This window comes from Nocardioides sp. (assembly GCF_036274455.1).
Taxonomy (GTDB): domain Bacteria; phylum Actinomycetota; class Actinomycetes; order Propionibacteriales; family Nocardioidaceae; genus Nocardioides.
Map to the genome: position 1 here is coordinate 20,811 of NZ_DASUFR010000076.1, position 19,126 is coordinate 39,936.

Annotated in this window: 17 protein-coding genes and 1 tRNA gene; 9 read left to right on the forward strand and 9 right to left on the reverse strand. The window is 70.5% G+C overall.

All coding sequences use genetic code 11. The features are described from left to right. Positions 1–300 precede the first annotated feature (300 nt). The gene (locus VFV89_RS07095; protein ID WP_329705217.1) at positions 301–2,136 is read right to left on the reverse strand and encodes a phosphoenolpyruvate carboxykinase (GTP); all 1,836 of its coding nucleotides are present in this window, start codon (positions 2,134–2,136) and stop codon (positions 301–303) included. A gap of 302 nt (positions 2,137–2,438) precedes the next feature. Here VFV89_RS07095 and VFV89_RS07100 point away from each other — a divergent pair. Beyond that, positions 2,439–2,511, forward strand: a tRNA-Arg gene (locus VFV89_RS07100). 87 nt (positions 2,512–2,598) lie between these two features. Here VFV89_RS07100 and VFV89_RS07105 read toward each other — a convergent pair. Then, on the reverse strand, positions 2,599–2,865 hold the full coding sequence (locus VFV89_RS07105; protein WP_329705218.1) for a GlsB/YeaQ/YmgE family stress response membrane protein: 267 nt from the start codon (positions 2,863–2,865) through the stop codon (positions 2,599–2,601). A 107-nt stretch (positions 2,866–2,972) separates the two neighbouring features. Between VFV89_RS07105 and VFV89_RS07110 the strand changes: the two genes are divergently transcribed. The 5 genes from VFV89_RS07110 (at position 2,973) to VFV89_RS07130 (ending at position 9,418) form a co-directional block, all read left to right on the forward strand. Further along, positions 2,973–3,239 (forward strand): 4-oxalocrotonate tautomerase family protein, encoded by a 267-nt coding sequence (locus tag VFV89_RS07110; RefSeq protein WP_329705219.1) that lies wholly within the window; start codon positions 2,973–2,975, stop codon positions 3,237–3,239. An 86-nt stretch (positions 3,240–3,325) separates the two neighbouring features. Then, the gene (locus VFV89_RS07115; RefSeq protein ID WP_329705220.1) at positions 3,326–4,993 is read left to right on the forward strand and encodes an AMP-binding protein; all 1,668 of its coding nucleotides are present in this window, start codon (positions 3,326–3,328) and stop codon (positions 4,991–4,993) included. 80 nt (positions 4,994–5,073) lie between these two features. Next, entirely contained in the window at positions 5,074–7,449 is a 2,376-nt protein-coding gene (locus VFV89_RS07120; protein WP_329705221.1) for a bifunctional salicylyl-CoA 5-hydroxylase/oxidoreductase, read from the forward strand. Further along, a complete protein-coding gene (locus VFV89_RS07125) occupies positions 7,446–8,594 on the forward strand; it encodes an acyl-CoA dehydrogenase family protein (protein WP_329705222.1) in 1,149 nt (382 codons plus the stop codon). Before VFV89_RS07120 ends, VFV89_RS07125 begins: the two co-directional genes overlap by 4 nt. Further along, the gene (locus tag VFV89_RS07130) at positions 8,591–9,418 is read left to right on the forward strand and encodes an enoyl-CoA hydratase family protein (RefSeq protein ID WP_329705223.1); all 828 of its coding nucleotides are present in this window, start codon (positions 8,591–8,593) and stop codon (positions 9,416–9,418) included. The genes VFV89_RS07125 and VFV89_RS07130 overlap by 4 nt, the downstream gene beginning before the upstream one ends. Positions 9,419–9,424: 6 nt before the next feature. Here VFV89_RS07130 and VFV89_RS07135 read toward each other — a convergent pair whose 3' ends face one another. The 4 genes from VFV89_RS07135 to VFV89_RS07150 form a co-directional block, all read right to left on the reverse strand. Then, positions 9,425–9,823, reverse strand: coding sequence for a RidA family protein (locus VFV89_RS07135; protein ID WP_329705224.1), 399 nt, complete (start codon positions 9,821–9,823; stop codon positions 9,425–9,427). 13 nt (positions 9,824–9,836) lie between these two features. Next, positions 9,837–10,595: an SDR family oxidoreductase gene (locus tag VFV89_RS07140; protein ID WP_329705225.1), complete on the reverse strand. Its 759-nt coding sequence runs from the start codon at positions 10,593–10,595 to the stop codon at positions 9,837–9,839. 58 nt (positions 10,596–10,653) lie between these two features. Next, on the reverse strand, positions 10,654–11,463 hold the full coding sequence (locus VFV89_RS07145) for a PaaX family transcriptional regulator C-terminal domain-containing protein (protein ID WP_329705226.1): 810 nt from the start codon (positions 11,461–11,463) through the stop codon (positions 10,654–10,656). A 121-nt stretch (positions 11,464–11,584) separates the two neighbouring features. Continuing rightward, positions 11,585–12,055 carry a carboxymuconolactone decarboxylase family protein gene (locus VFV89_RS07150; protein ID WP_329705227.1) on the reverse strand — a complete coding sequence of 157 codons (471 nt, stop codon included), beginning with the start codon at positions 12,053–12,055 and terminating at the stop codon, positions 11,585–11,587. A gap of 145 nt (positions 12,056–12,200) precedes the next feature. On the opposite strand from VFV89_RS07150, the gene sigJ reads away from it, so the two are divergent. Beyond that, positions 12,201–13,097: an RNA polymerase sigma factor SigJ gene (sigJ, locus tag VFV89_RS07155; RefSeq protein ID WP_329705228.1), complete on the forward strand. Its 897-nt coding sequence runs from the start codon at positions 12,201–12,203 to the stop codon at positions 13,095–13,097. Positions 13,098–13,108: 11 nt separating this feature from the next. Here sigJ and VFV89_RS07160 read toward each other — a convergent pair whose 3' ends face one another. After that, positions 13,109–14,671: a phospholipase D-like domain-containing protein gene (locus tag VFV89_RS07160; protein WP_329705229.1), complete on the reverse strand. Its 1,563-nt coding sequence runs from the start codon at positions 14,669–14,671 to the stop codon at positions 13,109–13,111. 279 nt (positions 14,672–14,950) lie between these two features. Here VFV89_RS07160 and VFV89_RS07165 point away from each other — a divergent pair, with 279 nt between their 5' ends. Next, positions 14,951–15,772 (forward strand): phosphatase PAP2 family protein, encoded by an 822-nt coding sequence (locus VFV89_RS07165; RefSeq protein WP_329705230.1) that lies wholly within the window; start codon positions 14,951–14,953, stop codon positions 15,770–15,772. Positions 15,773–15,786: 14 nt separating this feature from the next. On the opposite strand, the gene VFV89_RS07170 is transcribed toward VFV89_RS07165, so the two are convergent. Further along, positions 15,787–16,137, reverse strand: a complete 351-nt coding sequence (locus VFV89_RS07170) for an MmcQ/YjbR family DNA-binding protein (protein WP_329705231.1) — start codon at positions 16,135–16,137, stop codon at positions 15,787–15,789. Between the two features lie 390 nt (positions 16,138–16,527). Here VFV89_RS07170 and VFV89_RS07175 point away from each other — a divergent pair, with 390 nt between their 5' ends. Further along, entirely contained in the window at positions 16,528–16,893 is a 366-nt protein-coding gene (locus VFV89_RS07175; protein ID WP_329705232.1) for a hypothetical protein, read from the forward strand. A 13-nt stretch (positions 16,894–16,906) separates the two neighbouring features. Here VFV89_RS07175 and VFV89_RS07180 read toward each other — a convergent pair whose 3' ends face one another. Then, the gene (locus tag VFV89_RS07180; protein WP_329705233.1) at positions 16,907–19,054 is read right to left on the reverse strand and encodes an MMPL family transporter; all 2,148 of its coding nucleotides are present in this window, start codon (positions 19,052–19,054) and stop codon (positions 16,907–16,909) included. Between the last annotated feature and the right edge of the window lie 72 nt (positions 19,055–19,126).

The window sequence follows — 19,126 nt, forward strand, 5'->3', positions numbered from 1 at the left end:
GCCGGGAGAGGGGACCCGGCCCCTTGAGGCATGCCCAAGTGGTATGGACCGAAGGAGACAGTTGCCAGAAGTTGCCGTATGGTTGGCAACGCAGCCTCGCGGCGACCCTGTCTCCAAGCACAGGCCCCCCACCGCGCGCGAGACTTCGTCAGGAAATGGCCTGGCGCCGGGAGCCCCCCACATGCACCCCCGGCGCCGGGCATCCTGGCAGCCAACAGCAGTCGGCACCGACCCCCAGGGGCCGGTGCCACTCTGCTTGTCTCAGGACCGTTCGGGCCCGGCTGGTGCCGGGCCCGGAGGTCACTCCTCGTCCAGGGCCTTGGCCACGCGCCGGTGCGCGTCCCAGATGACCTCGGGCAGCCGGTCGAACTGCTCGAGGTGCTTCTCTCGGAAGCCCATCTCCTGGCGCCAGCGGTCCACGTCGATGGTGAGGATCGCCTCGAGGTCCTCCTCGCTGATCTCCAGTCCGTCGAGGTTGAGCTCCTCGGCCTTCGGCACGATGCCGACCGGGGTCTGCCGGCCGGTGACCTCGCCGTTCTTGAGCTGCGCCAGCCACAGCAGCGCCCGCAGGTTCTCGCGGTAGCCCGGCCAGCGGAAGTGGCCGTCCTCGGGGTCGCGCTGGAACCAGTTGACGTGGGCGAAGATCGGCTGGTGCTCGGCGGCCCCGATCACGTCGAGCCAGTGCTGGGCGTAGTCGCCCTCGCCGTAGGACATGAACGGGCGGTTGGACATCGGGTCGTAGCGCAGTTGGCCGTCGACGCCCTCAGCGGCGAAGGTGGCCTCGGCGCCCAGGGTCAGGCCGTCGTAGACGCCCTCGGCCAGGTCGGTGATCGCGCGGATCAGCGGCTCGCGGTCGCGCGTGCGGCCGCCGAAGATGACCGCGTCCACGTGGACCCCGCCGGGGTTCTCGTAGTCGACCGCGACGTTGGGGACGTTGGCCAGCGTCGTGGTGAACCGGCTGTTGGGGTGCGCCCAGGGGTCGTCCTTCTCCTCGTCCGTGCGGTCGGCGATGGGCAGGCCCTTCCAGTCCAGCCAGCCGGTGACGTCGGCCGGCGGCTCGGAGGTGCGGCCCTCCCACCAGACCTCCTGGGTGGTGGGGTTGTACGCGACGTTGGTGAAGATCGTGCCGGTGCCCGGGCGGATCGCGTCCAGCGCCGTGGGGTTGGTCAGCTCGTTGGTGTCCTTGGCCACGCCGAAGACGCCGTTCTCCGGGTTGAACGCCATCACCCGGCCGGACTCCTCGTCCACCCACAGCCAGGCGATGTCGTCGCCGTAGAACTCGACGTGGTAGCGGTCGCCGAGGGCGTCGGGCGGCAGGGTCATCGCCAGGTTGGTCTTGCCCGAGGCGCTCGGGAAGCCGCCCGCGATGTGGTAGCGCCGGCCGGTCTGGTGATCGACGACCCCGAGCAGCATGAACTGCTCGCCGAGGAAGCCGTTCTTCCAGCCGTCGTACATGGCCTGGCGCAGGCCGTGGGCGATCTTGCCGAGCAGGGCGTTGCCGCCGTACGACGAGCCGAAGTGGAGGATCGTGCGCTCGTCCGCGACGGTGATGAAGTAGCGCTTGTCGTCCGGCGTGCCCTGGCCGAGGTTGGGCAGGTCGCCGGTCACGTGCACCGCGCGCACGAAGGAGTTCTGGTCGGCGAGGTTGTCGACATGGTCCTTGCCGACCCGGGCCATGCGGATCACGTGCAGCACGACGGGGCGGCAGTCGGTGATCTGGACCCCCGCGGCGAACTGCTCCAGCGGCGATCCGGGCGGTGCCATCAGATAGGGGATGACGTACATCGTCCTGCCGCGCGACTGGCCGGCGACCAGCGTGTTGTACAGCTCCTTCATCTCCGAGGCCGGGCGCCAGTTGTTGTAGACGCCCTTGTCGTTCGGGTCGCTGGTGGCGACGATCGTGCGCTCCTCGGAGCGCGCGGTGTCCTTGACGTAGGAGCGGGAGTAGTAGCGACCCTCGCCGGCCGGCAGGAGCTCGCCGGCGTCGAGGGACTCCTGCACGAGGCGGGCGTCGTCGGCGGTGCTGACGACCTCGATCCGGTCCGGCTGGGTGATCGCGGCCCAGTGGGCGACGTACTCGCGCACCTGCTGGTTCTTGATCCCAGCGTCGTCGAGGGCTGCTTCAACGTCCGTCATCTCAAGCGAGTCCTTCTGTCGAGCTCAACACATGGTCGGCGGATGGCGCGGCGTCGTTGTCGCGGCTCGTCCCGAATACCCAAGATTCGCCGCGGTGTGCGGCGCATCGGGAGGCCGACGCTACCGGTGTCCGGAGCCCGTACATATTGGATCGGTCCAAGCCATATGGCGCGCGTCACACTGCCGTCGCGCCAGCGCCCGGAGCCGCTCGGGCCGTCGGCGGTCAGCGATTCGGAGCCCTCTGCAGGGGTCGGCTATCCTCGTGCAGTCCTGCGGCGTGCCAGGTTGCCGCCGGCGGACAGGCGCCCGTAGCTCAACGGATAGAGCATCTGACTACGGATCAGAAGGTTTGGGGTTCGAATCCCTACGGGCGCGCAGGACTTGTCCCTCGAACAGCCCCGAACGGCATCGACGCCGTTCAGGGGTTGTCGTCGTCTCCCGGCGCGACGGACCGGGAGCCGGTCAGCTGCTCGCGCGGGCCCGGCCCGACCACCAGCGCCAGCCGGCGGTCACCAGGAGCGCACCCACGATCGAACCGATGATGCCGCTGGCGCGCAGCTCGAGGCCGTCACCGGCGAGCAGGCTGATGAGCAGCCCGCCCACGAAGGAGCCGACCAGCCCCGCGGGCAGGGCGAGGGTCCAGTTGATCCGGCCGTCCTCCCGGCCGAGGATCAGCTGCGCGGCGGCACCGATGAGCATCCCGAACAGGATCAGGGCGAGGATCAGCATGCGAGGAGCGTAGGGGTCTATCGTCGACGCCCCGCCACCCGGACCGGGTGAGCCGCTCGTGCCCCGGCGGCCGGCTGGTCACACGCGGGCGGCGTACCTCGTCTCGAGTGGGAAGACCACGCGGTGCGCGAGGACCGCGCCGCGTCCTCGATGCGAGAAGGGTGAGGGATGTGCCGTTGATCCGAGTGTCGATGTTCCCCGGCCGGGACGAGAGCCAGAAGGCCGAGCTGGTCGGCCGCCTGACCGAGACCTTCCTCGAGGTCTGTGGACGGCCCGGTCAGTCCGCAGCCGGCGTGTGGGTGATCATCGACGAGGTGCCCGCGCACAACTGGGGCGTCGGCGGCGAGGTCGCTGCCCGCGAGAGCGATGTATGACGGTCTGTTGACTGCCGTAACGACAGGGTCATAGCCTCGAACCGTCCGCCGCGGCACGGGCGGCGGGCTGCGAGGGAGGGCACCGGATGAGCCAGCCGACGACCGGGCCGACACTGTCCCCGTCCGCGCACGTCGACACCTTCTGCCGCGACAACCTGCCGCCCGCGGACACCTGGCCCGAGCTGCTCTTCGAGCTGCCCGAGCTCGACTACCCGCAGCGGCTCAACTGCGGCGTCGAGCTCCTCGACCGGGTGGCGCAGCGGCTGGGCCCGGATCGTCCGTGCCTGCTGGCGCCGGACGCGGAGCCCTGGTCCTACGGGCAGCTGCAGCGGCTCTCCGACCAGCTGGCGCGGGTCCTGGTCGAGGACCACGGGATCGTGCCGGGCAACCGGGTCCTGATGCGGGGGCCGAACAACCAGTGGCTGGCGGCGTGCTGGTTCGCGGTGATGAAGGCCGGCGCGGTTGCGGTGACGACGATGCCGATGCTGCGGGCCGGCGAGCTGACCACCATCTGCGAGATCGCGTCGGTGGACCTCGCGCTGTGCGACAGCCGGGTGCTCGACGACCTCGTCGCCTCCGGCATGGTCGGCGACCGCATCGTCCCCTATGGGCCCGATACCGCGCTGGCCGAGGCCGCGGCGAGCAAGCCGGCGGAGTTCGATGCGGTGGAGACCTCCGCCGACGACGTCGCGATGCTGGCCTTCACCTCGGGGACGACCGGCCGCCCCAAGGCGACCATGCACTTCCATCGGGACCTGCTGGCGATCGCCGACACGTTCTCGGCCCACGTCCTCAAGCCCACCGCCGACGACGTCTTCACCGGTACGCCGCCGCTGGCCTTCACCTTCGGGCTGGGCGGCCTCCTGGTCTTTCCCATGCGCGTCGGCGCCGCCACGCTGCTGGTGGAGAAGGCGACTCCGGACCAGCTCGCCGACCTCATCGCCGAACATGGCGTGTCGGTGTGCTTCACCGCGCCCACCGCCTACCGCGCCATGCTCACCTCGGGTAAGGCGGCCCAGCTCTCACGGCTCCGGCGTGCCGTCTCCGCCGGCGAGCACCTCCCGGTCGCCACGTGGCACGCCGTCCACGACGCCACCGGCGTACGCCTCATCGACGGCATCGGGGCCACCGAGCTGCTGCACATCTTCGTCGGCTCCTCCGACGAGGACATCAGGCCCGGCTCGACCGGGCGGCCGGTGCCGGGCTACCGGGCCGCGGTCCTCGACCCGGAGGGCCGGCCGCTCCCGCCGGGCGAGCCCGGCCGGCTCGCCGTCAAAGGCCCGACCGGCTGCCGCTACCTCAACGACCCGAGACAGGCCGCCTACGTCCAGCACGGCTGGAACATCACCGGCGACACCTTCGTCCAGGACGACGACGGCTACTTCTGGTACCGCGCCCGCAGCGACGACATGATCGTGTCCTCGGGCTACAACATCGCCGGCCCCGAGGTCGAGGAAGCCCTGCTGTCCCACCCCGACGTGCAGGAGTGCGGTGTGGTCGGGCTGCCCGACGAGGCGCGCGGGCAGGTCGTCACCGCGTTCGTGGTCCCGCGGGCAGGCGTGGCCGGCGACCCCGACCTGGCGCAGGCCCTGCAGGCCTTCGTCAAGGAGTCGATCGCGCCGTACAAGTACCCGCGGCGGGTGGTCTTCGTCGACCAGCTGCCCAAGACCTCGACGGGCAAGCTGCAGCGGTTCCGGTTGCGCGAGCTCGGCGGCGTCGAGTCGGCGGTGGCCTCCGGCCCGGTGCCTGGCTGATGTCCAGCTTTGTGTCGTTTGTTTGACGGAGATCCAAGAAGCGCAATATCTTCTGGATCTCGGACGAGGGAGGTCACAGCGTGCGCATCGCGGTGATCGGCGGCGGCCCGGGTGGGCTCTACTTCTCGGCCCTGGTCATGCAGCTCGACCCCAGCCACGAGGTCACTGTCTGGGAGCGCAACGCCGCCGACGACACCTTCGGCTTCGGTGTCGTGTTCTCCGATGAGACCCTCGGCGGCATCGAGCACGCCGATCCGCTGGTCCACGAGTGGATGGAGCGCGAGTTCGCGCGCTGGGACGACATCGACGTGACCTTCCGCGGACAGACCATCACCAGCGGCGGCCACGGCTTCGCAGCCATGAGCCGCCGACGGCTGCTCGAGCTGCTCCAGGAGCGCTGTCGCGACCTCGGGGTGACGCTGCACTTCCTCTCCGAGGCGCCCGACGTCGCCGAGCTCGCGCGGACCCACGACCTGGTGGTGGCCGCCGACGGCCTCAACTCCACCGTCCGGGCGAGGTACGCCGACACCTTCGGGCCGAGCATCGACGTCCGCCGCTGCAAGTACATGTGGCTGGGCACCAGCAAGGTCTTCGACGCGTTCAAGTTCGACATCCGCGAGACGCCGTACGGCGTGATGCAGGTCCACGGCTACCCCTACGACGCCCACGGGAGCACGTTCATCGTCGAGATGAACGAGGAGGTCTGGCGGGCTGCCGGCTTCGACGCCTTCGCCACCCAGGAGTTCGCCCCCGGCCAGTCCGACGAGAAGTCGATCGCCAAGGTGACCGAGCTGTTCGCCGACGTCCTCGACGGTCACGAGGTGATGGCCAACAACTCCAGGTGGATCAGCTTCAGCACGGTCCGCAACGAGACCTGGCGGCACGACAACGTCGTGCTGCTCGGCGACGCCGCGCACACCGCCCACTTCTCCATCGGCTCGGGCACCAAGCTCGCGATGGAGGACGCCCTCTCGCTGGCCGCGTGCCTGCACGAGGGCCACGACCTCACCGGCGCCCTGGAGGCCTACGAGACCGAGCGCAAGGCCGTGGTCCTCTCCACCCAGCGCGCCGCGCAGGCCAGCCTGGAGTGGTTCGAGAACCTCGGTCAGTACGTCCACCAGGACCCGTGGCAGTTCGCGTTCAACATCATGACCCGCAGCCGTCGGGTCACCTACGAGAACCTCAAGCTCCGCGACCCCGAGTTCGTGGCCCGGGTCGACAGGTGGTTCGGCGAGCACACCGGCGACACCAGGGAGGACGGCGCCGACGTGCCGCCGATGTTCCGGCCCTTCACGCTCGGCGGGCTGGAGCTCGTCAACCGGGTCGTGGTCTCGCCGATGGACATGTACTGCGCCGTGGACGGCTACGCCAACGACTTCCACCTCGTGCACCTCGGCGGCAAGGCGCTCGGTGGCGCCGGGCTGGTGATGACCGAGATGGTCTGCGTGTCCGCCCAGGGGCGCATCAGCCCCGGCTGCACCGGGATCTGGTCCGACGACCGGGCCGAGGCCTGGCGCCGGGTCACCGACTTCGTGCACGCCGAGAGCGCAGCGAAGATCGGCATCCAGCTGGGCCACTCCGGGCGCAAGGGCTCCACCAAGCTGATGTGGGAGGGCATCGACCTCCCCCTCGACGAGGGCAACTGGGAGGTCGTCGCCCCCTCTGCACTGCCCTACCGGGAGGGCGTCAACCAGGTGCCCCGCGAGCTCGACGCAGCGGACCTCGCCCGGATCAAGCAGGAGTTCGTCGACGCCGCCCGGCGCGCCGACGACGCCGGCTTCGACCTGCTCGAGCTGCACTGCGCCCACGGCTACCTGCTCTCCTCCTTCATCTCACCGGTCACCAACCGGCGCACCGACGGCTACGGCGGCGACCTCGCGGCGCGACTGCGCTACCCGCTCGAGGTGTTCACCGCGATGCGGGAGGTGTGGCCGGCGCACAAGCCGATGACCGTGCGGATCTCGGCCACCGACTGGGTCGACGACGGGATCACCGGTGGCGACGCGGTGCTGATCGCAGAGGCGTTCAAGGCCGTCGGCTGTGCGGCCATCGACGTGTCGACCGGCCAGGTCACCCCCGACGAGCGGCCGGCGTTCGGCCGCTCCTACCAGACGCCGTACGCCGACCGGATCCGCAACACCGTCGACATCGCGACGATCGCGGTCGGCGTGATCTCGTCCTACGACGACGTCAACTCCCTGCTGCTGGCCGGCCGCGCCGATCTCTGCGCGCTCGGCCGGGTGCACCTCTACGACCCGAGCTGGACCCTCCACGCGGCTGCCGAGCAGGAGTACACCGGCCCCGGCGTGCGCTGGCCCCTACCGTGGCAGGCCGGCCAGCGTCGCCCGCAGACCGGCCGCACCGACGGCCCGAAGCCGCGCCTGGAGCTGATCCGCCACGGACCGGCCGGCACCAGGCACGCGCGCTGGCGGCCATCGGAGAGCATGGACCGGTGAACCTCCCCGAGGACGAGCGAGAGTTCTGCGCCTGGGCCCGCGAGCTGGCCGTGACCGAGCTACTCCCCCTGGCCGAGCAGGGGGACGAGGGGCGGGTCAACCGGCCCCTCCTGCGGGCGATGGGCCGGCTCGGGCTGCTCCGCGCGCTCTTCGGAGGCGCGCCGGAGTCGGCACCCGAGGACGCGGCGGCCACCCAGCTGTGCCTGCTGCGCGAGACCATCGCCGCGCTCTCCACCGAGGCGGAGACCGCACTGGCCCTCCAGGGGCTGGGCAGCTACCCCATCCTGCAGTCGGGCCGTCCCGACACTGTCCGGCGCTGGATCCCGGGAGTCGTGAGCGGTGAGGTGGTCGCCTCCTTCGCGCTCACCGAGCCCGGTGCCGGCTCGGACGCCGCGGCGCTCGCCCTCGCCGCGGAGGCCGACGGTGACGGCTGGCGCCTGCACGGCGAGAAGGCGTGGATCTCCAACGCTCCAGAGGCCGACGTCTACACGGTCTTCGCACGCACGACGCCGGACACCCGGGCTCGTGGCGTCACAGCGTTCGCGGTGCCCGGGGACGCCGCCGGGCTCACCGGTGAGCACCTCGACCTCCTGTCGCCCCATCCGATCGGCAGGCTGCGCTTCGACGGCGTGCGGGTCGGTCCGGACGACGTGCTCGGGGAGGTCGACGGCGGCTTCCGGGTCGCGATGCGCACCCTCGACCTGTTCCGACCGAGCGTGGGGGCCTTCACCCTGGGGATGGCCCGAGCCGCGCTCGACGCCACCATCGACCACGTGGCGACGCGGGAGGCCTACGGCGGCCACCTCGCCGACCAGCAGGCCGTCGCCCACCACCTCGCGCGGATGGCGACCCGGCTGGAGGCCGCCCGGCACCTGGTCTACGCCGCCGCCCGCGCGTACGACGCCGGGAGCCCGCAGGGCGAGGTCACGAAGTCGGCAGCGATGGCGAAGTACTTCGCCACCGAGTCGGCCCAGGCCATCGTCGACCAGTGCGTCCAGCTCCACGGTGCCCGTGCCCTGGAGCGGGGCCACCTGCTCGAGCACCTCTACCGCGACGTCCGGGCGCCGCGGATCTACGAGGGCGCCACCGACGTCCAGCTCTCGATCATCGCCCGCGAGCTGCTCCGCGAAAGGACCACGCCGTGAACCGATTCCGAGCCTCCGCGCCGCTGACGGAGCGATGGGACCACTTCGACCTCGCGATCGAGGAGGGCGTCGCGCGGGTCACGCTCAACCGGCCCGAGAAGCTCAACCCGCTGACCTTCGAGTCCTACGCCGACCTCCGTGACCTCCTCGCGGAGCTGCCGCACCACGAGGACGTCAAGGTCCTCGTGATCCAGGGGGAGGGCCGGGGCTTCTGCGGTGGCGGCGACGTCAACGAGATCATCGGCGAGCTGATCACCATGCGGGCCGGCGACCTGATGAGGTTCACCAAGATGACCGGGGACGTCATCCGGGCCATGCGCGAGTGCCCGATCCCGATCATCGTCAAGGTGCAGGGCATCGCCGCCGGCGCCGGCGCGGTGATCGCCCTCGCCGCGGACTTCCGCGTCGTGGGCCGCGCGGGCCGGTTCGCGTTCCTGTTCACCAAGGTCGGCCTGTCCGGCGGCGACATGGGGGCGGCCTACCTGCTCCCGCGGGTGGTGGGGCTCTCCCGGGCCACCTCCCTGCTGATGCTGGGCGACACCATCGACGCCGAGACCGCCGACCGCTACGGGCTGGTGTCCCAGCTCGTCGACGACGACGCCCTCGACGAGGCGGTGTCCGCCCTGGCGGATCGGCTGGCCGCCGGCCCGACGCTGGCCCTCGCGCAGACCAAGTCGCTGCTGACCAGGGAGCTCGACATGTCGCTCTCGTCCGCGACCGAGCTCGACGCGATGACGCAGGCCCTCCTGATGACCACCGCCGACCACGCCGAGTTCCACGCGGCGTTCAACGAGGGACGACCGCCCGCGTGGAAGGGCGAGTAGGCGTCGTCAGTCGGGCAGGACGGCGTACCCCTGCACCTCGACCAGCGCCTCGGCGTCCCACAGCCGGGTGACGCCGATCCCGGCCGTCGCCGGGTAGGTGTCTCCCACGAGCCGTCTCCAGACCTGGCCGATCGCGCGCGAGTTGGCGCGGTAGTCGTCCATGTCGACGATGTAGATCGTCAGGCCCGCGAGCTGCTCCGGCGAGCCGCCGGCCGCGGCCAGCGCGACGAGGAGGTTGCCGAGGGCCTGCTCGAACTGCTCGACCACGCCGGCGCCGGTGATCCGGCCGTCGGCGTCGAGCGCGGTCTGGCCGGCGAGGAAGACGACACGGCCGCGGCCGACCACCGCGTGGGAGAACCCACGCGGCGTCGCCAGCTCCGGCGGGTTCACGAACTCCAGGCTCATGGGCCCAGTCTCACTACTGGAGTCCTCCTCCGTCGACGACGAGGGCCTGGCCGGAGATCCCCGGGTTCGACACGCACGCCCAGACGGCCGCCACCACCTCGTCCACCGTGACCAGCCGCTGGTGGGGTTGCTTGCGCTCCAGCTCGCGCCGGGCCTCGTCGCGGGTGCGCCCGGTCCGCTCGGCGATGACCTCGATGGTGTGGTCGGTCATCGGGGTGTCGACGTACCCGGGGCAGACCGCGTTGACCGTCACGCCCTTGGTGGCCAGTTCTGCGGCCGCGGACCGCACCACACCGAGGACGCCGTGCTTGCTCGCGGTGTACGCCGCGACGTAGGGCTCGCCGCGCTTCGCGACCACCGAGGCGACCACCACGATCGAGCCACCGCCGCGGTCGACCATCGCCGGGACCGCCCTGCGGATGCACCGGAACGGCGCGGTGAGGTTGAGTGCGAGCATCTCCTCCCACATCTCGTCCGAGGTCGCGGCCAGCGGCGCCGAGGCGCCTGCGCCGGCGCAGGCCACCAGGACGTCGACCGGCCCCCACTCGTGCTCGACCGCGGCGAACACCTCGTCCACCGCCGACGTGCTCGTGATGTCGCGCGCCAGGACCAGGGTCGGTCCGCTGCACAGGGCGGCGGTCTCGTGCAGCTGGGCCTCGGTCCGGGACACGAGCCCGACGGCGTGGCCCTCGGCGCTGAGCCGGGCCGCCACGCCGCGGCCGATGCCGCGTCCCGCCCCGGTGACCAGCGCGACCCGGCCCTCATCCGCCACGGTTCGAACCTCCCATTGCTGTGTGACGAGCGTCAACCGAGTGACATGGGCAGCGTGCTCACGCGTGGATGGTCCGCAGCGCGTGCTCGCGGGCCGGAGACCGGAGCAGCGCGTCGAGGTCGGTGAACAGGTCCGCCGCGCGCCGGCCGACCCAGTCCGCGGGCAGGACCTCGGCCGGCAGCCCGGGGTCGCGGTAAGGCAGCCGCCGCCACTCGGTGAGCATGGGGAGGTAGGTGCAGAACGCCTGCCGGGGCAGGTCGCCGGAGCCCTTGAGGCGTGCGGGCGTGTCGCGGTACGTGGCGACGAACTCGTCGTACTCGCGCTGGATGGCGGGCAGGTCCCACCACTCGGCCACCCGGGGGCGCAGCTCGTCGGCGTCCGTCGCGCGAGTCCGGAAGATGTCGACGTACTGCCGCAGCCCGATCCGCTCGATCGTCTCGCCCGCGACCTCCTCCATGGTGCCCGGAGCCGCCCAGACGCCCGGCGCGACGGTGCCGAACCCCATTCCGCTCAGCGTGCTGCGCAGCCGGTGGCGGCGGTCGCGCTCGGTCTCCGGGATCGAGAACACCACCAGCACCAGGCCGTCGGAGAGATGCGCACGCTGGTGCTTGAAGATCCGGGTGTCGCCCTCGCGCAGGACCTCGAGTGCGGAGTCCGACAGGCGGTAGCCGGCCGTGCCGTCCACCTTGAGCGACTCCAGGACTCCGCGGCGCTTGAGCCGGGAGATCGACGAGCGGACCCCGGCCGGCTCGGCGTCCAGGTCGGACAGCAGCTGGACGACGGACGCCACCGAGAGCCAGTTGTGCTCGTCGCGCGCGTAGAGCCCGTACAGCGTGAGGATCAGCTGTCGGGGCGCGAGGTCCGGCATGTCAGCACCTTAGGCGCCGCAGGTGCCCATGACGTTGCGGTGACGGGCGTCACGGTGGCTTCGTGCGCGCGCTGATGGGACCGGCCCCCTGGGGGGAGGTGGGGGGCCGGCCTCCAGGTGGTCAGCCGGCGTACTGGCCGACCTCGTAGTTCCCCGCCGGCTGCTGGGTGATGACGTTGAGCCGGTTGTAGAACTGGATCATCGCGATCACGAAGACCAGCGCCGCGAGCTGCTCCTCGTCGAAGTGCTTGGAAGCGTTCAGCCACACGTCCTCCGGGACGTGGCCGCGGTCGGTGATGCGGGTGCCGGCCTCGGTCAGCTCGAGCGCCGCCTTCTCGGCGTCGGTGAAGCAGGTGGCCTCGCGCCAGCCGGCGACGAGGTTCAGCCGGTGCTGGTCCTCCCCGGCATGCAAGGCCTCCTTGAGGTGCATGTCGATGCAGAAGCCGCAGCCGTTGATCTGGCTGGCGCGCAGCCGGACGAGCTCCTGCAGGGTGGTCGGCAGGACGGAGTCCGGCACGTGGCTGGCGCCGGCCACTCGCATGATCTGCTTCGAGACCGACTGGTGCGCCATGAAGTCGAGTCGTGCGTCCATCGGGGGTCTCCCGTTCGTCGAGATTTATTCGGTCGACCAGGTGACGAGGCAGTGGCACAGGATGTGATGTGAGGCGAGCCACCTCACAGACCGGCCGCCTGTCTCGTCTTCATGGGGAGACCAGCGGCGAAGGGAGCAGAGGACGATGACGAGCAACACCGCCACTCACGACGTGGAGGCGGACCGCCGGCGGCTGATCAACGTCGCCTACCGGCTCCTCGGCTCGGTGGCCGACGCCGAGGACGCCGTGCAGGAGGCCTACATCCGGTGGTACGCCCTCACCCCCGAGTCCCGGGAGGCGATCGAGACCCCCACTGCCTGGCTCACGACCGTCACCAGCCGGATCTGTCTCGACCAGCTCGGATCGGCGCGTGCGCGCAGGGAGCGGTACGTCGGGCAGTGGCTTCCCGAGCCGGTGCCGGACCGCACCGAGTGGGCCAGCGCCGACGCAGGTGTCGACCCCGCCGAGCGGATCACCCTCGATGAGTCGATCGACATGGCGTTCCTGGTGGTGCTCGACTCGATGAGCCCGGCCGAACGCGTCGCCTTCCTCCTCCACGACGTCTTCCGCTACCCCTTCGACGAGGTGGCCGAGATCGTCGGCCGCACGCCGGCGGCCTGCCGGCAGCTCGCCTCCACTGCACGTCGGAAGGTCCGGGACACCCGGCCGGTCGCGGCGCCGAGCGCTCGACGCGCCGAGGTGGTGCGCGAGTTCAAGCAGGCGTGGGAGGCCATGGACATCGAGGCGCTGCTCGGCATCCTCGACCCCGACGTCGTCGCGGTGGCCGACGGCGGTGGGCGGGTCGCGGCCGCGCTCGCGCCGATCGAGGGGCCCGAGATCATCGCGGAGTTCATGGTCTCGCTGGCCCGGCGGAGCACCGACCTGCGGATCGAGGAGCGCGCCGTCAACGGGCAGCCCGGCCTCGTGGCCCGTCAGGACGACGAGACGATCACGGTCTTCGCCTTCGACGTGGCCGACGGCCGGATCACCCGGATCTGGGCGGTGCGCAACCCCGACAAGCTGCGCCAGTGGAACGCCTGATCAACCCCGGGTCAGTCGTCCTCCCAGTAGGGCCCGTAGTTCCAGTTCGGGTGGTAGACCAGGCTCGGGTCCACGGTCACGTGCTTGCGCGTCCCGGTCCGGTAGGTCACGACCTTCTCGCCGTCCGGGCCCATCCGCACGACCGGCACCCGGAAGTGGGTGTAGGTCGTGGTGTAGGCGTTGCGGGAGTTGCCCGGTCGCCATTCGAAGTTGAACTGCTTGAGGTACTGGCGGGTGACCTGCTTGCCGATCACGTTGACCAGGATCTCGTCGTTGTAGGCGCCGAGCGCGCCCCAGTTCTCCGAGCCGGTGAACACCAACCGCGCGTGCGGGTTGCCCGCGTAGTTGCCCTCGATGATCAGGAACTTCTGGTGGGAGTAGTAGTCGAGGGAGAGGTCGACCTTGCCGTCCGGGTTGGGCACCGGGTCGCTGTCCGGGTGGTAGTCGAAGCCCGTGGACCGCAGCGGCAGCCGTCCGCGAGGCGTCTTCGCGCCGAGGTGTCCCTTCGTGATCGCGCCGACCAGCCCGAAGCTGAACCGGGCGTTGCAGCCCTCGGCGAACTTCCGCCGGTAGGCGTCGGCGAGGTAGTTGCCCCGACGGCCGCGGATCGTGTGCATGTTCACCGCGAGCTTGGTCCGGATCCGCCTGCCGTTGGGCAGCGTGGTGAGGCACTGCACCCGGTCGAGGATCTTGATGATCGGGTCGTTGCCCGGGCCGAGGTAGCGCGGGAAGGTGACGGTCGTCCCGGAGTCGACGGCGTCGTCGCACGAGACGCCGTTGGCCGGGATGCCGCAGAAGTCGGGCAGCGGCGGCTGCTGCTTCTCGTAGTCCTTCGCCATGTCGTCGAAGAGCGCGACGTACTGGTTGAACAGCGGCTTGTCGCCGTCCATCAGGTAGAGGTCGTTCCACTGGTGCCGCATGGCGTTCATGGTCAGGTTGTGCGAGCCGAAGAAAAGCGCCCACTTGGACCCGCCGGTCTTGGTGAATGTGTAGAACTTCGTGTGCAGGAACCGCTTGCGGTTGTCGGTCCGGCAGCCCGAATGGCACTTGTAGATGAAGTCCCGCTTCTTGGTGTTGGTCCCCAGGTAGCCGCGCAGCATCTTCATGGCCCTGGTGTCCTGGTGGTCGTTGAGCAGGATCTGGATGTGCACGCCGCGCTTCTTGGCGGCGATCAGCGCCCTGGCCACCGGGATCCGGTCGAAGGAGTAGAGCGCGATCCTGATGACCGCGCCCTTCTTGGTCGCCTTGATCGCACGCATGACCTGGCGCTCGATCCTCATCCGGGCCGTCCAGCTGCCGCGAGGGTTGTTGAAGTAGGCACCGGTCGGCACGTGGTAGCGCCCGCCGCCCTTCCCCTTGGCCTTCTCCGGCTCCGCCGCGGGCCTGTTCCGGTGGCGTCCGTGCCGGTCAGCCCGGTCCGTGGTCGACGCGGGGGACAACGCCGAGGAGAACGTCGCGCCGGACGACCCGCCGGCCCGGTCGTCGGGTGTCGCGCCCGCGGAGGTGGGCTGGCTGGCCATGGTCAGGACGAGGACCGCCGACACGACGGCAGCGATGACCGGGACTTTCTTCACGTGCACCCTTTCCGACCGGAGACTCCCTCCGCACATCAAATGACGCGCGAAAGGCCCCCGAGGTTCGCTCTCCCTGAGCGCATTGTGCGCGATGCTGCAGAAAAGTCTTCATTGGCACGCGATGACTGGCAGGAACCCGGCAGGTCAACATTGCACAAAGGGATGGTTGACGGGGTCAATGACTTGCGTTGGGGTCCGTTCAGGGCGAGCTCGGGGGAATCCCGGGTGACGAACGGGGCTTGTAGTGGGTAGAAAAAGGTCCGGCAAGGAGGAGGATCGATGACGACGTTGCACCCGGGTCAGGCACCGGTCACGACTCCGGTGCGCCGCTCGGCCCGCAGCATCGCCGCGGTCCGGACCGTCGGGCCGCACGTCCTCCGGGCCGGCCTCGAACTGCTCCTCGTGCTCGCTATGTTCGAGTTCTACCGCTACGGGCGGCTGCTCTCGCGCGGTGAGACCGCGTCGGCGTACGCCCACGCCCTCCGGGTCCACCACCTCGAGCACAACCTGCACCTGCCCTCCGAGGCGACGTTGCAGTCGCTGGTTCCCTCGGACGCACTCCTGCACGCGGCGAACATCTACTACTTCTCGGTGCACTTCCCGGCCATGATCGCCTTCCTGGTCTGGGGCTACCTGTTCCGGCCCCGCGAGCAGTACCACTGGGCGCGCAACCTGGTCGCGCTGCTGACCGGCGCGGCGCTGATCGTGCACATCGCCTACCCCCTGGCGCCACCGCGGATGTTCCCCCAGTGGGGGTTCGTCGACACGATGTCGACCTTCGGTCCCAACGCCTACGCCGGGACGAGCGGTGCCATGGCCAACCAGTTCGCGGCCATGCCCAGCCTGCACATCGGGTGGGCGGCGCTCATCGCCTACGTCATCCACCGCACCGGGCCGCGCTGGCTTGCGTGGGTCGCGACCGCTCACCTGGCGATCACGGTGGTGGTGGTCGTGGTGACGGCCAACCACTACTGGCTGGACGGGGTCGTGGCCCTGATGCTGCTCGCCGCGGCGATCATCGTGCTTCCCGGGCCCAAGGCTGAGCGAAGCGATCCCGAACCGGAGCCGGTGGTGTCACCTCGGCCCCACGAGGGCGGCTGACCGACCGAGGGCGCTCAGACCGGGAGCCGGTCGGCGCGGGCCGCGACCAGCTCGGCGGGCGCCGTCAGCCGCCAGGCCTCGAAGGTGAGCTCGGCCAGCTCGTCGCGATCGACCCCGTCGAGGCGGACCACGACCCAGCCGAAACCGCCGGAGGTGTACTGCACCTCGAAGACCTCCGGCCGCTCGGCGACCAGGGCGAGCTGCTCGGCGATCGTCTGCTTCAGTCCGACGGTGGACGTCCGCGGCCAGAGGTAGCCGAAGGTGCGGCGGCCCACGTCGAAGGCCGACCACCGCTCGCGGTCGCGCTGGGTGACGTCGTCGAGCTGGTGGACCAGCTCGATGAAGTCCGCGATCTCGCACGGCACACACGGCAGGCTAGACGGACCCCGTATCTCCACGGGTGACGTCCAGGCATCGCTCGCTCCCCGGAGGGTCCGGAGTCGAGCCATACCAAGCGGGTCATCCCATGGAGCCTCGGGAACACGGCGCACCATCCGCCGACATCGGCTCGGGTGTTGCAGTTGCCCCCCGGGGTATCGGTAGCGTGCAGCGGAAGGGACGTCGGCATCGGTAAGGCGCGCTACCTCAAGCCGCAGTGGACGACGTTCACGATGTCGACACTCTCCCCGCAACGGCTGGCGAACCACCCGCCGCCGACCTGCCTGCGGGGCCGGGGCTGAGCCAGCTTCGACGGGCGGTGTGTGGCCGTCGGCGATCGGGCACCGGTCGGGCGACAGTCGAACCCGGAGGTCTCCATGGGCGCTGCCTACGTGTTGGTCATCCTGGTCGTCGCCGCCCTGGTCGTCGGCGGCATCCTGCTCTCGCGGCTGGGGAAGGATCGGGCCGCGCGGCACGAGGAGGTGACGTCGGCGCGGCACACGCTCCGCTACGACGTACCGGTCGGGCAGGACCCCGCCGCCGTCCTCGTCGCCCTCTCGCGCGGTGGCTTCGAGGCGGTGGCCGACCCGGTCGACAACCACGCCCTCACGATCGTGCTCCCCATCGGCACCGAGCAGCGCGAGGAGGTCCGGGTGGTCCTGGAGAACGAGGCCGGACAGACCCTCGACCCCCAGGACGACCACGTGCCCGGCGGCCCCGTGCGGTTCGCCGACGAGCGCTGAGCAGCGGCCGGACCTACCCTTCGTGACCGCTGCCCGCGCCGGCGGCGACCGGCTCGGGCTCGGGTCTCTTCTCGTCCCCGTGGCCGGGCCACCAGGCCGCGTGGCCGATAAGTGCCGTCAGCGCCGGGGTGAAGAACATCGCCATGACGAACGCCGACACCGCGATCCCGAACGCGAGGGCGAAGCCCATGGACAGGAAGAACGCGTTGCCCGCCAGCATCAGTGAGGCGAAGGTCCCGGACAGGATCAGGCCGGCGGCGGCGATGGTCGGGCCGCCGTGCTTGACCGCCTCGGCTGCCGCCGGTCTGGGTTCCAGCCCTTCTCGTGCCTCCTCGCGGAGCCGGGCGATCATCAAGATGTTGTAGTCGGTGCCCAGCGCCACCACGAAGAGGTAGACGTAGATCGGCAAGAGGAACAGCAGCCCCGCGTCGCCCTTGAGGTTCTGGAAGACCAGGGCCGTGGCACCCAGGGTGGCGCCGAAGCCGAGGGCGACCGAGGCCATGAGGTACCACGGCGCGACCAGGCTCCTCAGCAGCAGCGCGAGGATCAGCATGATCACGAAGAAGGCCACCGGGAAGACGACCGCGTAGTCACGGTTCATCGCGGCCTGGAAGTCGACGTAGACCGAGGTGGTGCCGCCGACCAGCGCCTCGGTCCCCTCCGGCGCCGCCTCGTGGGCCGTGTCGCGGATCGGGCCCTTGACCGCGGCGATCGCGGCGTCGGACGCGGGGTCGCTCTCGAGGTAGACGTTGAACTGGGCGACTGTCCCGTCGTCGTTGGGCTTCGGGGGCAGGACCTGGGCCACGCCGTCGGCGTCACCGAGTGCTTCCTGGTAGGCCGTGAGGTCCTCCTGGCTCAGCGGCTGGCCGTCCGTGGATCGCAGGAACACCGTGGTCGGGTCGGTGGCGCCTGGTGGGAAGCCCTTCTCCAGGGTCCGGAGCGCCACCGCGGACTCGACGTCGCCAGAGGTGCTGCTGCCGCCGAGGTCGAACGACGGGTTGAACGAGAACGCCGCGAGCGCGAGCAGCGCAAGCACGCCGCCCGAGATGCCGGCGTACCGGACCGGGTGCCGGGAGAGCGACTGGCCGACGGCGGCGAACCGCGCGGCCTCGGGCTCGACGAGGTACTTCTTCGACGGCCAGAACAGCGCGCGGCCGAGCACGGACGCGAGCGCGGGGATCAGGGTCAGCGCCGCGAGCAGGGTCACCGCCACGGCGATGGCCAGCGCCGGCCCGATCGACCGGAAGATGCCCAGCGAGCTGAGGACCAGCGCCATGAAGGCCACGATCACCGCGCCGCCCGCCGAGGCGATCGCCTCGCCCGCGCGCTCCAGCGCGTGCGCGACGGCCGCGCGCTTGTCCTCGCCCTCCCGCAGCCGCTCGCGGTATCGGAAGAGGAAGAACAGGATGTAGTCGGTGCCGATGCCGAACAGGACGACGACCAGGATCGTCTCGATGTCCTGGCTCGCCTTGAGGTCGAAGAGCTTGTTCGCGGTGGCGATCAGCCCGGTCGACACCGGAGTCAGGATGAAGCCGACCGTCAGCAGCGGGAGCAGGCAGATCAGGACGCTGCGGAAGATGATGGCCAGCAGCACGAGGATGAGCAGCGCCGTGGCGAGGCCGACGATCAGCAGCGCCCTGTTGCCGGACTCCTGCTGGTCGTAGCCCTGGGCGACGGTGCCCGTGACGCCGTACCGGATGTCTCCGGTCACGGCCTTCTCGAGGTCGGCCCGCAGCGCCTTGACCGCGTCGAACGACGGTTGGTCGTAGCCGGTCACGTCGTCGGACAGCCCGACCACGGCGAGCTGCACGAGACCGTTCTCAGACGGGGGCTGCACCTGGATGCCGGTGAACGCCTTCTCCAGGTTGCCGCTCAGCCCGTCGACCACCTGCGTGATCTCGGCCTGGTCGTCGGCGGTGAGCCTGCCGCCGTCCTTGCGGTCGAAGACGACGATCGCGCCGACCTGGCTGCTCTGCGGGAAGGCCTTGTCCTGCAGGTTGAAGGCCCGGATCGACTCGTAGTGGCCGGGCAGGAACTCGGCCTGGTCCTGGGTGGCCTTGAACGGCGGGGCGAGGGCGATGACCAGGCCGGCGAAGACGACCCACGCGGCGATGACGTACCACGGATGACGAGATGCGAGACGGCCGAGGGCACCGAACATGCCCGAAACGGTATCGGCCCGATGACGTGTCGAGCTCGGCCGGGTCAGGAGCCCTTGTCGACCAACGGCTGG